This window comes from Pseudoalteromonas sp. BSi20480, assembly GCF_000241365.1.
GTDB lineage: Bacteria > Pseudomonadota > Gammaproteobacteria > Enterobacterales > Alteromonadaceae > Pseudoalteromonas > Pseudoalteromonas marina.
The window spans coordinates 1-15,207 of the sequence record NZ_BADX01000081.1; the positions used below are offsets into that span (position 1 = coordinate 1).

Annotated in this window: 11 protein-coding genes and 1 pseudogene; 7 read left to right on the forward strand and 5 right to left on the reverse strand. The window is 40.3% G+C overall.

Annotated elements, in window-relative coordinates; all coding sequences use genetic code 11:
• The first annotated feature begins 254 nt into the window (after nucleotides 1-254).
• Nucleotides 255-867 (forward strand): annotated as a pseudogene (locus P20480_RS09430) (trimeric intracellular cation channel family protein).
• Between the two features lie 34 nt (nucleotides 868-901).
• Nucleotides 902-2,410, forward strand: a complete 1,509-nt coding sequence (locus P20480_RS09425) for a YifB family Mg chelatase-like AAA ATPase (protein WP_008129551.1) — start codon at nucleotides 902-904, stop codon at nucleotides 2,408-2,410.
• Nucleotides 2,411-2,443: 33 nt separating this feature from the next.
• Here the strand turns inward: P20480_RS09425 and P20480_RS09420 are convergent, their stop codons facing one another.
• Both P20480_RS09420 and P20480_RS09415 read right to left on the reverse strand, forming a co-directional pair.
• Nucleotides 2,444-3,148 (reverse strand): response regulator transcription factor, encoded by a 705-nt coding sequence (locus P20480_RS09420; RefSeq protein ID WP_006791373.1) that lies wholly within the window; start codon nucleotides 3,146-3,148, stop codon nucleotides 2,444-2,446.
• 183 nt (nucleotides 3,149-3,331) lie between these two features.
• Nucleotides 3,332-5,827 carry an alpha/beta hydrolase family protein gene (locus P20480_RS09415; protein WP_008129552.1) on the reverse strand — a complete coding sequence of 832 codons (2,496 nt, stop codon included), beginning with the start codon at nucleotides 5,825-5,827 and terminating at the stop codon, nucleotides 3,332-3,334.
• An 84-nt stretch (nucleotides 5,828-5,911) separates the two neighbouring features.
• On the opposite strand from P20480_RS09415, the gene P20480_RS09410 reads away from it, so the two are divergent.
• Both P20480_RS09410 and P20480_RS09405 read left to right on the forward strand, forming a co-directional pair.
• Nucleotides 5,912-6,988 carry a hemolysin family protein gene (locus P20480_RS09410; protein ID WP_008129553.1) on the forward strand — a complete coding sequence of 359 codons (1,077 nt, stop codon included), beginning with the start codon at nucleotides 5,912-5,914 and terminating at the stop codon, nucleotides 6,986-6,988.
• A gap of 121 nt (nucleotides 6,989-7,109) precedes the next feature.
• Nucleotides 7,110-8,126: a metalloprotease gene (locus tag P20480_RS09405; protein ID WP_008129554.1), complete on the forward strand. Its 1,017-nt coding sequence runs from the start codon at nucleotides 7,110-7,112 to the stop codon at nucleotides 8,124-8,126.
• 43 nt (nucleotides 8,127-8,169) lie between these two features.
• On the opposite strand, the gene P20480_RS09400 is transcribed toward P20480_RS09405, so the two are convergent.
• Entirely contained in the window at nucleotides 8,170-9,480 is a 1,311-nt protein-coding gene (locus tag P20480_RS09400; RefSeq protein WP_008129555.1) for a short-chain fatty acid transporter, read from the reverse strand.
• Between the two features lie 178 nt (nucleotides 9,481-9,658).
• Between P20480_RS09400 and P20480_RS09395 the strand changes: the two genes are divergently transcribed.
• Nucleotides 9,659-10,726 (forward strand): potassium channel family protein, encoded by a 1,068-nt coding sequence (locus P20480_RS09395; RefSeq protein ID WP_008129556.1) that lies wholly within the window; start codon nucleotides 9,659-9,661, stop codon nucleotides 10,724-10,726.
• Nucleotides 10,726-10,929: a PLDc N-terminal domain-containing protein gene (locus P20480_RS09390; RefSeq protein ID WP_006791365.1), complete on the forward strand. Its 204-nt coding sequence runs from the start codon at nucleotides 10,726-10,728 to the stop codon at nucleotides 10,927-10,929. The genes P20480_RS09395 and P20480_RS09390 overlap by 1 nt, the downstream gene beginning before the upstream one ends.
• Before the next feature lie 16 nt (nucleotides 10,930-10,945).
• On the opposite strand, the gene P20480_RS09385 is transcribed toward P20480_RS09390, so the two are convergent.
• On the reverse strand, nucleotides 10,946-11,407 hold the full coding sequence (locus tag P20480_RS09385) for an EVE domain-containing protein (RefSeq protein ID WP_008129557.1): 462 nt from the start codon (nucleotides 11,405-11,407) through the stop codon (nucleotides 10,946-10,948).
• Between the two features lie 77 nt (nucleotides 11,408-11,484).
• On the opposite strand from P20480_RS09385, the gene tesB reads away from it, so the two are divergent.
• A complete protein-coding gene (gene tesB, locus P20480_RS09380) occupies nucleotides 11,485-12,342 on the forward strand; it encodes an acyl-CoA thioesterase II (RefSeq protein ID WP_006791363.1) in 858 nt (285 codons plus the stop codon).
• A gap of 19 nt (nucleotides 12,343-12,361) precedes the next feature.
• Here tesB and plsB read toward each other — a convergent pair whose 3' ends face one another.
• Nucleotides 12,362-14,800 carry a glycerol-3-phosphate 1-O-acyltransferase PlsB gene (plsB, locus tag P20480_RS09375; protein ID WP_008129559.1) on the reverse strand — a complete coding sequence of 813 codons (2,439 nt, stop codon included), beginning with the start codon at nucleotides 14,798-14,800 and terminating at the stop codon, nucleotides 12,362-12,364.
• Between the last annotated feature and the right edge of the window lie 407 nt (nucleotides 14,801-15,207).

Sequence of the window (15,207 nt, forward strand, 5' to 3'; positions counted from 1 at the left end):
TTCTCCATTAGCCAGCAAAGGCCGTAGGCTCACTTTCTATAAGCTCAGGCTCCCGCAACCACTGAAATAAAAAGCACTATTAAAGTAATGCGCTAAAAGCGTGTTTTATCATGCCTGAAATTCAGTAATTCTTAATAGCAAAGCTGTTATTACATTTGCCCATATACTATACCAATCATTTTAAATTCGTTATTACTTAACACCTCGTGCTGGGTATGTTAAAACGGCTGAAATATTTTTAAGTGCACTTTTACATGACAGAACTGTATCACTGGTTTGATTTAATCGGCATTGCTGTGTTTGCTATTTCAGGCACATTAGTGGCCTACGAAAAAAATGGATGGTTTTGGGGTTGTAGTATTAGCAACAGTGACCGCTATTGGTGGGGGAACTGTTCGCGATGTGATTCTAGACGTTCCTGTATTTTGGCTACATGATCAAAGCTATTTTTTTGCTATTTTAGCTGCTGTACTTATTACATCTCGGCTTATTAATAAGCAAAAGTCTATTCCGTATTACACACTTCAAATAGCAGACGCATTCGGTTTGGCTTTTTTTGCTGTAATGGGTACTCAAAAAGCACTACTTGCAGGTATGCCAGAAATGACAGCAATCATAATGGGAGTCATAACGGCTTGTTTTGGAGGCTTAATACGTGATGTGCTCGCCCGCGAAATCCCTATGCTGTTAAAAGGAGAGCTCTATGCCATTACCTGTATTGCGGGTGGTATTGTTTATACACTTAGTGTGTATTTTTCATTTGTGACTGAGCTGGCGATGGTATTGGCAATGTTGATGACATTATTCTTACGTTTTTCAGCAATAAAATGGAAAATCACATTACACGTTTTTAAATATCCTGACTAAACTTACTTAATCATAGGATTGATTAGGATAAGGAATGTCATTAGCTCGTATATATTCTCGTGCTCAGGTGGGTATTAATGCCCCTGAAGTTATTGTAGAGGTTCACTTAGGAACTGGTTTACCCGCATTCCACATTGTAGGCCTTCCCGAAGCCTCTGTTAAAGAGTCAAAAGACAGAGTGCGCAGCGCGCTTGAAAACTCTCAATTTGGTTTCCCTGATCAACGCATTACTGTTAATTTAGCCCCAGCTGATTTACCCAAAGACGGTGGCCGGTTTGATTTGGCCATTGCCGTAGGCATTTTGGTAGCATCAGGGCAAATAGTGTGCCCTGATATTCATAAATATGAGTTTTACGGTGAGCTTGCACTCAACGGTGAGGTACGTGGAGTAAATGCTATTTTGCCCTCTGTGCTTGCAGCTAAGGAACAAAACCGCTGCTGTTTTTTACCCATAGCTAATGATAGCCTGGCAAGCCTTGTAAATGGCGTAAAGCGCAAAGCGGTAAGTTCGATTCAAGAAGTATGGGGTGATTTACTAAACCAGCAGCCGTTGCCGTTAAATATAGAGTATCCAGACTGTACGCAAGCACCTGACTTTTTACTCGATTTGAGCGACGTAAAAGGTCAACCCGGCGCTAAACGTGTATTAGAAATAGCCGCTGCAGGCGGGCACAACTTGTTGTTTTTAGGTCCACCGGGAACCGGTAAATCAATGCTTGCTCAACGAATGGCCACAATAATGCCGGCTATGTCTGATGATGAGGCACTTTCAACTGCCGCACTTTATTCAATTATTGGTCATTCAATCGATTTAACAAACTGGCGGCAACGCCCTTTTCGTAATCCTCATCATACCTGTTCGGCGGTTGCATTAGTAGGGGGGTCATCAAACCCTAAGCCGGGTGAAATTTCGCTGGCACACAATGGGGTATTATTTTTAGATGAACTACCAGAGTTTGAGCGTAAAGTACTCGACTCCCTTCGTGAGCCAATGGAAACCGGTACGGTAACTATTTCGCGTGCGGCGCGGCAAATGGAGTTTCCTGCACAGTTTCAGCTCATTACAGCGTTAAACCCCAGTCCTACTGGAAGCCACACCGATAAAAGAGCAACACCCGATCAAGTTATACGTTATTTATCTCGTGTATCAGGCCCATTTGTTGACCGTATTGATTTGCAAATAGAGCTACCACGGTTAACCAGCGTGGAGCTGCAAAGCACTAAGCAAGAAGAAACCAGCGCACAAGTGCGTGCACGGGTAGAAGCAGCTTATTACATACAGTTAAAACGCCAAGGCAAAGTAAATGCGCGGCTAAATAATAAAGAAATGAGTATTCACTGTGAGCTTGCCCCAGCAGAGCTGCAGTTTTTAGCTAAGGCCAGTGAAAAGCTGTCTTTATCGCCGCGCTCTTATCATAGAGTTATTAAAGTAGCGCGAACGATTAGTGATTTAAAAAGAAATGAAAAAATTAGCTTAGACGATTTAAAAGAGGCATTAAATTACAGAGCCTTTGAGCGCTTAATTGCTCAACTTACTAAGTAGCTAAAATTGAGGCTAAACTTTTTTTACTTGCGGCTATAAAGAGAGCATGTAACCTTTACCGCGCACAGTGACAATACGCTTTTGATCTTTTTCATCGTTTAGTTTTTTACGTAATCGACCAATAAGAACATCGACTGTACGATCGTTAGGGCTCCAATCTGGTTGGCCTATTTCTTCAGATATTTTTTCACGTGAAGTGGCTTTACCTGCATTACTTATTAAGCAAATAAGTACTTTGTGCTCTGCTTCAGTTAAACGTGATTCAACACCCGAGGAGGTAATAAGGGTGCGATTATCGGGGTGTAATTTAAAGTCGGCGTATTCAATAAACTCTTCACTTTCGTCGCTATCCATATTAACGGCAACGCGTTTATATAAAGCGCGCATGCGCAGTTCAAGCTCAAGCAAGTCAACAGGCTTACAAATATAGTCGTCAGCACCTTGTGCAAGGCCTGCTATTCGATCTGCTTGTGAATCACGACTAGAAAGCACAATAACACCAATATCTGTTAGTGTGTTAAGTTCTTTGGCGAGCTGAAGGCCGTCTATTTTAGGCAGTACAATATCAATAATAGCGAGGGTAAATGCATCACGCAGGTTTACTCGCTGCCTAACGATGCTCAATGCATCAGCGCCAGTTGAGTCTACTTCTATTGTAAATTCGGTCTCTGCAAAGTGATTTTGAATGCGTTTAACGAGTATTTCATCGTCTTCAACCAATAAAACATTAATAGCCATAGTACTTTATTTTAAATGCTTGTAGCTTTGTATGGTAGCACCATTAGGTAAATACTGAGAAGGGGTTACATGCTAGTTTTAAGTAACTTAATATTTCAAAAATATTAAAATAACTATAAAAAATCAAAAAAGCGCCCCATATTCAAGGGCGCTTTTCATAAAGATATAAAATTCCGGTTTAAATTACTTATTTTCGTACATTGAATCCCACCATTGTGGTTCGTCTTTTAGTTTTTTATCAAAATATGCCAACATAGTATTCCACCAGTTAAAGCGTTTATCGCGCGCAAAAATTTGATGATCGGCGCCTTTATACTCAATAAGTTCCACGTCTTTATTTAGTAGTTTAAGTGCGGTGTACATTGTTAAGCTCTCGCCTACGGGTACGTTAGTATCACTGTCACCGTGAATAAGCAGTAATGGTGTAGTTACTTTGTCTGCATGAAACACTGGGCTATGTTGGCTATACAGATCGGCGTTATTCCATGGGAAGCTGTTTTTAGATGCTTCACCAGAGTATAAGTAGCCCCACCACCCTTCGCCCCAATAAGAGGTTAAGTTTGAAATACCGGCATGGGAAATAGAAGCGCTAAATAAATCGGTTTTTGTTGCCAATAGCATGGTCATAAAGCCACCATAAGAGGCACCTAAATTACCGACCTTAGTGTTATCTACGTAGTCGTATTGTTTCAAAAAAGCCTGTGTTCCTTCGATAATATCGTCGGCGGTGTAATCACCCCATGCATTGACGTGTTGTGCTGAGAACTTTTGTCCAAAACCTGTCGCGCCGGTAGGTTGCACTACATAAACCACATAGCCGTTTTCGGCCCATAAGTTAAATGGGTAACGGCCAGTAAAACCACGGGTAACAGGTGATGTACCACCGTAATAATAAACAAGTGCAGGGTACTTTTTAGTTTTATCTAGGTTACTTGGCACATAAACACGCCCGGTTATTTCAACGCCACTTTTATTAGTAAAGTTAAACTCTTCAAGGGTGGGTATTGTTGTATTGGCATAAGCAATTGGTTTTGAATCCCAAATAAGATCGGTTTTGTTTTTACTAATATTAAGGCGTTTTAGTTGTTGCGGTGCTAAAGCACTTGTGCCAGTGATTAAAACTTGTGAATTGCGCCCATGTGAAACGCTAAATTTTTCTACAATATCTACACTGGTATTTAACTTTTTAAAGCGCTGCTTACTGAGGTCAAATAAATACAGTGGTTGGGTATCTTTTTCGGTCACTTTAAGTACCGCATCGCCGTTTTCTAACACGCTTAGCTGACCAATCGATGGGTCGAATTGTTTACTGAGCGCAGTAACATTTTTACCGTTGTTAGTTAACAGGTAAAGCTGTCCGTCGTAGTTATTAGCAAGCATTGACTTTGGCAACGCTCTGCCAGCGCCATTTTTAAAGTCGGGACCTGCAACAACATACACGTCTTTGTTTGCGTATTTTGCTTGGTTAAATGTTTTAAATTTACCAAGTGACAAGAGCTTGTTTGATTTTATATCCAGCTCAACGAGCTCTGTCTCAGGGTGAGTAGACGCTTGCATAGCCATAACCGAACGGCTCATTAATACTTTTCCACGCGTACTATTTAAATCTTCAAAGCTATGAGAAAGCGGGCCTTGGCTAAGTGCTTTTGTTAAGCCACTTTTAGTATCAAGCATATAAAGTTGGCTGGTGGTGCGCGCGTATGACCATCGATCTTGAAGGCCTTTATAATGCTTAGTTAAGTTGTTGCTACTCTCTGGTGATTTAGACCAGCTAAATACTAGGCTGGTGTCGTTAAAAAAGGTGAAGCCACTGGCGCCGGCTAAGTCGTTTGCCAGTGTTTTAATGGCTAAACTTTTTCGATTAAGTTGTTTAAGCTCACCCTTTAATAAATACACTAAGTACTGATTATCTGGGCTCCAAATAATGTTGCTTGGTTGCCCATCTTCAAATCGATATACAGTTGAGTTGTCGGTATTTTTTAACTCGGTAACCAAGTTGGCTTGATTTTGAGTTTTATCGTCGTAAGTGCGCTTAGTGGTTATGTATTGCTCTGCGTTAGGCGCTAAAGATATATTACTCATGGTTGGCGCATCAAACAGTTGCTTTGCTGATAAGCGCTTTGTGTATGATGTATTTAGCGTAATTTTATCAGTGTCACTCTTAGGGGTGAAATCAATAACCACATCACTCCAGTTTGCGACTTGCTGCGCCAAAATAATAACGCTGTGAGTGGAGTTAGTTAATGCAAGCTTATAACTATTTTTATCCCCTTTTTGGGGTTCGCCATTAATAAATAATTGCCCATTTTCAACCCCTTTTAATGTTAAGGTGCCTTGTGTAAAACGCACTGTTTCAATATTAAATTTTAGTGCTTGTAGTCCGCCAAGGGTGAGTGCGCTTACTTTATTGAATGGCTGCCAGCTTTGTTTTTTACCGAAAATAGAAAAACTGTCTGAGTTTGCTTGTAATTGTGGCAAAAGGTTGTTGATAATGGCTGAGCCATGCGGCGTTTGAAAAGGTTTTAATTGCATATCTTCGGCCAAGGGGCCGATAAATTGCATTTTTGATTTGTCCAATGGTTCAGCAATTGCTGCAAAGCTTAAACTGCTAAAGGCTAATAAACCTAAGGCTCGTTTAAATTGCTTTTTGCGGTAAAACCAAGGTGCATTAAATTTCATTATTGTGCCTGTTATTATTGGGTGTTTGGTCAAATATAGCATGTATTGTTACCATGCTCACATACCCAATATAAAGGAGAAAAAGTGACTTTACTGATTGTTTATATGGTTGTGGCCATTGTTATTTCGTTTTTGTGCTCTGTGATGGAAGCGGTGCTGCTAAGCATTTCGCCAAGCTATGTTGCATCACTCAGAAAAGAGCAACCTGTGCTTGCTAAGCAGCTTGAAAAACTAAAAAATAATATAGATCAGCCACTGGCAGCCATTTTGACTTTAAACACCATCGCGCATACAGCGGGTGCGGCGGGTGTGGGGGCGCAAGCGGCCGTGGTTTTTTCTGATGCTGCAGTGGGGATTGCCTCAGCAATTATGACCTTACTGGTTTTGGTTCTTTCTGAAATTATCCCAAAAACTCTGGGTGCTAATTACTGGCGTGCCTTAACGCCAAGTGTTACCTACTCTTTACGGTTTTTGGTGATTTCGCTAAAGCCCTTTGTATGGTGTGCGCAAAAGTTAACAAACCTAATGGGCCCAAAGCACGACGAGGCTTACTATATTCGCCAAGAAATAGAAGCCATGGCCGATATTGGCACTGAATCGGGCGCTTTGCACGAAGATGAGTCTGAAATTATTCGTAATCTTTTACATTTTAGGCATGCAAAATTGTCTGATTTAATGACGCCACGCACAGTTATTTTTAAAGTACATAAAGACTTAACAGTAAACCAATATTTAAATGAGCACGGCTCGTCATCGTTTTCCCGCGTATTAATATTCGATAAAGATGCCGACGACATTGTCGGTTTTGTGCATAAAAACGATATTATGTTAGCGTATCATCGTTTAGGCACCGATTATAAAATCAGTAAGCTGATCAAACCAATCTACACAGTACCCACATCTCAAAATGTATCGTCATTATTGCAAACGCTACTAACTCAGCGTACGCACATATGTTTAGTCGTGGATGAATACGGAGAAGTGCGCGGCATAGTAACGCTTGAGGATATGATTGAATCACTAATGGGCTTAGAAATAGTCGACGAACGCGATCAGTCAACCAATATGCGTGCAGTGGCAAAGCAACGCTGGCGTAAGCGCTTGGCCAGCAGTGCGCATATTGTAAGTGAAGAAGACGAACATCCTGAAGAAGAAAAGTAGCCTTTCGCTCGCAACGTTAGCTATTGTTAGGTACTTAAATTTAATACAATAGTTAACGCCTGCCCTCGTGTTTTTTTAGCCAAACGGTATACTAGCGCGATTATTTTAAATGGCTTTAATTATGATAAGAATAGACCTCACCTTGGCTGACCAGCCATTTTCATTAATGGTTTCTGGGCAGCAAATAGTACAAGTATTTCATAACCAGCAAGCTATTGCGTTTGATACTCCTCGAGAACATTACTATCAATTTAACTTTCAAGATAAATTAATAGGCATAGATACCAGCACAACTGCCGAGCAAAGTATTTCGTTATTTGTAGATGAGCAATTTGCTACCCAGCTCGCTTTACCAGCCCCAGTTAATGGTGAATCTAAAAGGGGTTTTTTAGGTTTTGCTGCGTTAGGTTTTAAACTATTTAAAAGCGCAAAAGTAGTAAAGGCTGCGTTGGCAGGTGCATCTGTTGCTGGGTATGCCTGGTTATTTAGCATTGAATTTGCGCTTATGCTTATTGCGTGTTTAGTGGTGCATGAGTATGGGCATGTAAGAGCTATGAAGTACTTTGGCATAAAAACCAAAGGTATTTACTTAATCCCATTTGTGGGTGGCTTAGCTGTCAGTGACGATAAAATAACAACCCGCTGGCAAGATGTGGTCATATCGCTCATGGGGCCTGCTTTTGGCTTAATAACCTCTGTGTTGGGTGTTGTTTTATATTACGCCACGGAGATGGAAATATTTGCTGGTGTTGCGGTACTCAGTGCATTGCTTAATTTATTTAACTTACTGCCAATTTTACCGCTAGATGGTGGGCATGTATTAAAGAGTATCAGCTTTTCTATGCGCTCATGGATTGGACTAAGTGTATGCTTGCTGGGTGTGTTTTTTGGCTTATGGCTTAGTTATACATTTGGCTTAATGTTACTGGTGTTCTTTTTATTTGTTGGGGCGCTAGAAATTGTGTTTGAATGGCGCGGACGACATTACTCGCATTTAATACCACTAGATAAATACGGACAAGGTTTTTCAGCCGTTATGTACGCACTTGTAGTTGCAGGGCATGTAGCAGTGATGATGCATTTTGCAGATTCTGACAATCCAATACTCAGTTTGCCGATGACAATTTTGTCTAGCTGATAATTGTGCGCGCAGTTAATTTTTAACTACGCGCAAAGCTTTATTAATAAAAGCTCAATACCAGCGATATAAATACCCCAGTAATAATCAGTTGTACCACGCAAAAGCCCATAATATCTCTTGCCTTTAGGCCCGCTATAGCCAATACGGGCAGTGCCCAAAAAGGTTGAATTAAATTGGTCCACGCATCGCCCCATGCCACAGCCATAGCAACACGGGATATATCGGCGCCCAGCTCTTGCGCTGCGGGTATTACAATAGGTGCCTGTACAGCCCATTGTCCGCCACCGGAGGGCACAAACATATTAACGAGTCCTGCACTAATAAAACTATAAAATGGCAAGCTATCGGCATCCGCAATGGCAATAAAGCCTTGTGATATTTGTTGTGCTAATCCTGTATCGACCATGACCGCCATAATACCGGCATAAAAAGGGAACTGAATTACAATTCCCGCACCACTCGGAATTGCTTGTTGTAAGCTATTAAGCACATTGTGAGGAGTTTGATGTAGCGTAATAGCTAAAAATAAAAACAGGGCAATTACACTATTGAGGTTTAAGCCGCCACCAGAGATAAAAAAGTAATAGCTTAAGTAGGCAAGCCCCATTAAGCCAATGCCCATACCTAGCAGTTTGCTTTGTTCTAAATGTTGCGAAGGACGCGTTATTTTACTTGCTGCAGGTGTGCGGGTGTTTAATAGGGTTGGATCGATATAAACGCTGTCGTTGTCATTGGGTAACATGTAGCGATTTACTAATGGGACGATAATAAATAAACCAATCAAAATGGCAATATTAAAACCTGCAAATAAGGTTTGATCTGTACTCACAATACCCATACTTGCCTGTGAAAAGTGTCCTGGTGTTGCAATAGTTAGCGGAATTGAACCTGCAAGGCCGCCATGCCATACAACAAAGCCAGTATAGGCACTAGCTACTAATAATCGATAATCTACACGGGTATGTTTTGCAATAGCTTTGGCAAACAATGCACCAATAACAAGGCCAAATCCCCAGTTTAGCCAGCTCGCTAAAAGTGAGATAAAAGTAACTAATATAATTGCTTTAGGCGCGGTGTTGGCTAAGGTTGCTAGTTTTTCTAATACTTTGCTAATGGGAGGTGTACTTGCCAGCATGTAGCCTGTAATAAGTACAAGCAGCATTTGCATAGCAAAGCTCAATAGGTTCCAAAACCCATTGCCCCACGCGTGCAGTACATTAATACTGCTGGAAGGGGTAAATATACTGGCAGCGGCAAATGTAATAAGTGTAAGCAAAATTACAAATATAAATGGGTCGGGTAGGTAACGCTCAACCAGTTTTGTAAATGGGGTGGCTATTCTATTAAGCATAAAAATACAGTTTAGTGTTTGTTTGTAGATTAATTAATCACGAAATGTGGTTATGTGCAAATCACAATTAGTATTACAGGGGACAGTTTTATACTGTCTATACCTTAAACGTTGATTAAAACTAAGGCATACAGTAACGTACTGTTTATAGATAAATTAATAACAAAGATTTTGTATTATGCCAGTGATATTTAAAAGGTTAGCGTTACTTGTGCGCGCTCATATTGATCAATTGAGCTGGCAAGCAGTGACCTTTGCAATTTTAACTCATATGCTCGTAACCTGGTTGCTACTGTATGCTGCCAACGAACAGGCGTTAACCTCTATAACCACTTTTTTTTACTATTACACAGTGACAACGTCAACAGTAGGATATGGTGATTTTAGCCCGACAACAGAGCTTGGTCGATGGGTGGTTGCTTTAATACAAATTCCGTTTGGTTTAGCTTTATTTGGTGTTTTGCTTGGAAAAGCAGGGCAAACTGTTACTTATTTAATTAGGCACGCTATGACTGGTGATAAAGATTTTGCTCACAGTAATAACCACATCATTATTTTTGGTTGGCACGATACCAGAACTAAAAAAATGATTGATTACATTTTGGCGGATACAAAGCGCACTGAACGTCGTATTTTACTCGCGGTAACAGAGCAGATGGATCATCCGTTTTTAGCAAATGAGCAGGTTGATTTTGCGCGTCTTTCTAGCTTTACTGATTTAGCAGAGTTAGAGCGTGTAGCAATAAGTCACGCCGATAAAGTAATTATTGATGGGCAAGACGACGACCAAACATTTACTACTGCGCTGCGTATTAGCCGCTTAGTAAAAGATGAGTGTCATATTAGTGCTCACTTTTTAGATGAAACCAAGGTCGATATGCTACTGGAGCATTGTCAAAATATAGAATGTAGCAGTGCTAAGTCGGCTGAAATATTAGTTCGTTCAATGCAAGACCCCGGCTCTAGTCGAGTGCAAGAAGAGCTACTTTCTACATTACATGGTGATACACAATTTAGCTTAAAAGTACCCAGTGGCTGTAAGGAAATGGAATTTGGCACCTTGTTTAATCATTTTAAAAGGCAGCACGACGCTATTTTGTTGGGTGTTGCACATAACTTGAGTGCTCAAAATATGGACTTAAATCCACCTTTGGATTATAAAGTGAGTGAAGGAGATATTCTCCACTATATTTCTGTTGAGCGTGTATTGAGCGCCGAAGTTGATTGGTCAAGCTTGGAAAAATAATGAATGAAGTTATATTTTTAATTGTTATTTTAAGTGCGTACATTTTACCTGTAGTCATTGTACTAAACAGTAAGCGTACGCAAGGCCACGAAAAAAACGGTTGGCTCATCGGTATCATCTTTTTTTCGTGGTTAGGGCTCATTATGTATTTTGCCATTGTGCCCAAGCACGGGCACAAAAAGAAAAAAGCAGTAAAAAAATAAGTACGGCGTTACAACTTTACTCTTTAGCCATATTCATAATTTCATTCCAATCGTGCTCTGTTACGGGCATAACCGATAATCTTCCTGCTTTTTTTAGTGCCAACTCTGTAATACTGTCGTTTGCTTTTATAGATTTTAAGCTAACCATTTTATTCAAATGTTGGTGGTAGGTTACATCAACGACTACCCAACGTGGTGAATCGCTGGTGGCTTTAGGGTCATAATAATCGCTATTTAGGTCAAATTGAGTAGGGTCTGGATAGGCTGCGCTTGTTATCTTTGCTATACCCGCTACACCTACGTTTTTGCAGCTTGAGTGATAAATCATCACTAAATCGCCTTCTTTAACATCATCACGCAAAAAATTTCGGGCTTGGTAATTTCGTACACCTTCCCACAATGTTGTTTGATTAGGTGCGTGTTTTAGGTCGTCAATTGAAAAAGCATCGGGTTCGGTTTTAAACAGCCAGTAAGCCATAGTTGTATTCCTAACAAAGATTTACATAGTTGTAGTCTATAGTATCATTAAGTTATTAGGGAATTGAGGAACATATAATGAGCCAAGTTTTAGATGATTTATTATCGTTATTAACACTTGAAGAAATAGAGCAAGGGTTATATCGAGGGCAAAGCCAAGATTTGGGTTTTAGAGCTGTTTTTGGTGGTCAGGTAATGGGGCAAGCGCTATCAGCAGCGAAGGAAACCCTACCGGCTGGACGTATTGTTCACTCTTTACATTCTTACTTTTTACGCCCAGGGGATGCTGCTAAACCTATCGTTTACGATGTTGAAACTATTCGCGATGGCAAAAGCTTTAGTACCCGTCGTGTAAGTGCAATTCAATACGGCAAGCCTATTTTTTATATGACTGCATCTTTTCAGGCGGTTGAAGACGGGCTTTCGCATCAGGCAACGATGCCAGATGTACCGCAACCGGAAGAGCTACGTTCGTCGCTTGAGTTTTATCAAGAAAATGCTGAGCATATACCCGAGGTGATTCGTAATAAATTTATTCGCGAAATGCCTATTGAAATGCGCCCTGTGACATTTCATAACCCCTTTAAACCAGAAGCGATTGAGCCAGTTAAACATATTTGGTTTAGAGCAAATGGTGATATGCCCGATGATCAGCGTATTCATAATTACTTATTGGCTTATGCGTCTGACTTTGAGTTTTTACCAACGGCATTACAGCCGCATGGCGTGTCGTTTATGCAGCCAAATATGCAGGTTGCAACAATTGACCATGCAATGTGGTTTCATCGCTCGTTTAGATTAGACGACTGGATTTTATACACCATAGACAGTCCGAGTGCGAGCTCAGGCAGAGGGCTGGTAAGAGGGCAGTTTTTTGATCGCCAAGGCAACTTGGTTGCCTCAACAATTCAAGAAGGGGTTATGCGTCAGCGCTAACCCTATCTATGTATAGCGGCTAGTTACACTGATCTTGAACAATGTCGCTAATCGATTGCCATATACGGGCAGGTAGCAATGTTTTAAGTTGTGAATAGGTTTCGCACAATTGCGTACTGCCCACCAAGCCATTGTCGCCTTCTGTAACAAGCCCTTCACCACGTAAGTTATCGATAAAACCAACCAGTACTTTTTTATCAAAAAACTCCGGTGTTTTAATGCCGTGTAATGTGCCTAAGCGATCTGCTAATACTTGGCTTTCTCGCTCAAGCTCAGCCTTTTCAATGCCATTACTCGTTTGTATAAAACCAATCACAATGGCGTAGCGTTGCAGAGTGAAGCTCAATGCTCGCCCTAGCATTTCTAATTTTGCTAAGCAGTCGTTGGTATTAGTAATGTGTATATTGTCGCCATCAAATTCAATTAAGTTTTGATCAGCAAAATTGGCCAAGATACGCGTAATGTAGTTTTCATCAAGGGGCTGTAAATACCATTCTTTGGCAAATAGTGGATAAAACGAATGTACTAATTGTTCACACTGCTTAATTGTTGTCGTGTGCTGCTTAAATAAGTGCAATGCCAACAAGCTAGGTACTGCAAATAGATGCAAAATATTGTTACGGTAATAATTAAAGAGTGTTTTTTCTTTATCGCTAATGGCAATAATTTCGCCAAACTCATCACTTATCACATCAAATTTGTTAAGTTTTAAGGCATGTGTAAGAAGTTGCTCAGGCGTTTCGTCAGGCGCGGTTACTTTATCGCTATAACTTGCATCACGCTGCAGGCGTAAGTAAAAATCGAGCTGAGCTAATAGCTTTGGTTTACTTAAAGCGTGCTTGTCGTTTACTAGCAATACCATTGCTAATAAGTTAACAGCATTTAATGCAGCTGCATTATTAATTTTAACCATAACTTGGTCTGCTAAGGCTGCAACTTGTGGGCCTAACCACTGAGGTTTTTGTACGTCAGTTGGGTGAACCGCGTCGCGCCAGTCGGGTTGGTTATCATTTAAATATTGGTTAACCGAAATAGGATCGCCAAAATTTAGGTAACCACGTCCGTAGTTTTTAAGGTTTTTTATCGCTTTAAAAATACCAAATACCGACTCGCCTTTCTTATCTTTTCCAGCAAGCTCTTTAAGGTACGTATTTATTTCCATGACATGTTCGTAGCCAATATACACAGGGACTATTGATACTGGTCGATCGATACCGCGTAGCATGGCTTGAAAGGTCATTGCAAGCATACCAGTTTTAGGCGGTAACAAACGCCCCGTGCGGCTACGCCCGCCCTCGGTGTAAAACTTAACTGAGTAACCTTTAATAAACAACTGACTCAAATACTCTTTAAAAATAGCCGAGTAAAGTTTATTGCCTGCAAACGAGCGGCGAATAAAAAACGCACCCGAGCGGCGAAATATACCACCGGCAGGGAAAAAGTTAAGGTTAACACCTGCGGCTATATGCGGTGGTACCAAACCTAAATGGTAAATAGAGTAAGTAAGAAGCAAGTAGTCCATATGGCTACGATGACAAGGCATGTAAATAATTTCATGGCCTTTATTAGTTAGTTCATGCAATTGCTCTGTGTGTTTTATGTGTATACCGTTGTATAGCTTATTCCAAAGCCATGTTAAAAAGCGATCAGCAACGCGTATCATTGCTTCAGAATAGTTTGCGGCTATTTCATCAAGTAGCTTAAGCGCATTTTGACGAGCTTCGGTTTGGCTAATATTTTTAGCTTTTGCTTCATCTTGAATGGCTTTTTTAATGGTAGGAGAGGCCAATAGTGAATTAAAGAGCTGCTCGCGCGATGGCATTTTAGGACCTGTTGCCGCAAGTTTTTGACGCTTAAAGTGAACCCGGGCAACACGTAGTAATTTTTGTGGTAGCTCATTTACATCAGCTTTTTCATTTACAATAAGTGATAAGTCGAGTGGTTGGCTAAAGCGAATAAAGTTGTCGCGACCAGAAAACAACACAACAAAAAACTTTCTAAACCAGCTTGGTGTAACCGAATGCGTTATTAAAGTACGTAATCCTGGTTTTTCTTTACCTGGATCGCGTCCCCATAAAATAGTTGCAGGTATCACTTGTACATTTTTTTGGCCACTATTTATAAGGTGATCAATTATTTGTTTGCCTTGTGCCAGTGCATTGGTTGGTTTTGCTGTATCGCCAAATAAAGGTGGTGGATTTTTAATACCAATAAATCGCTCTAAATGTTCATCACCTAATATTTGCTCTTCAGTAGGACTAGGTAAGCCGTGTTTTTTACAAGCATGAGCCAGCGCCGCAAGATCAAAACGAGAATTTAAACGCACTATATAAAATGTAGGGTAATCAAGATTTAAATCGTACTGTTTAATAGGGTTTTCTGGAAGGACTTTGCTTTTAACAAATAAGCGACTAAATCCAGCAGATAAAACGTTTAAACAATAATTAAAAATACGCATCGACTCACCATATTGAGGGTGTTAAAAAGCAAAATTAGCGTGATAGGATACCATATTATCTAAAAAATCGCTTCTTTACGAAATGAGATTAGTTAATGCAGCTATTGACCCGCATTGAAAAATTTAGTTCCAGTATAGTCACATAATATAAGCTGGCACTTATTTAGACGAATTAATCATTGATACTTTGTTTTGAATTAGTTGTTGCATTTATCACCAATACCTCTATAATACGCAGGCTTTCAAAATTCCCCCGGGAACTTGAAAGGATAAATTAAGCTTGGATTTCAAGCTAATAAACAGGAGTTCCGATTTGGAACTCAACGTAGATATAATCAAACAGCCGACATCTTAATAATTAAGATTGTTTCGGTCGTTTTTTATTGCTCTTTTAAATTAGCTCTTTA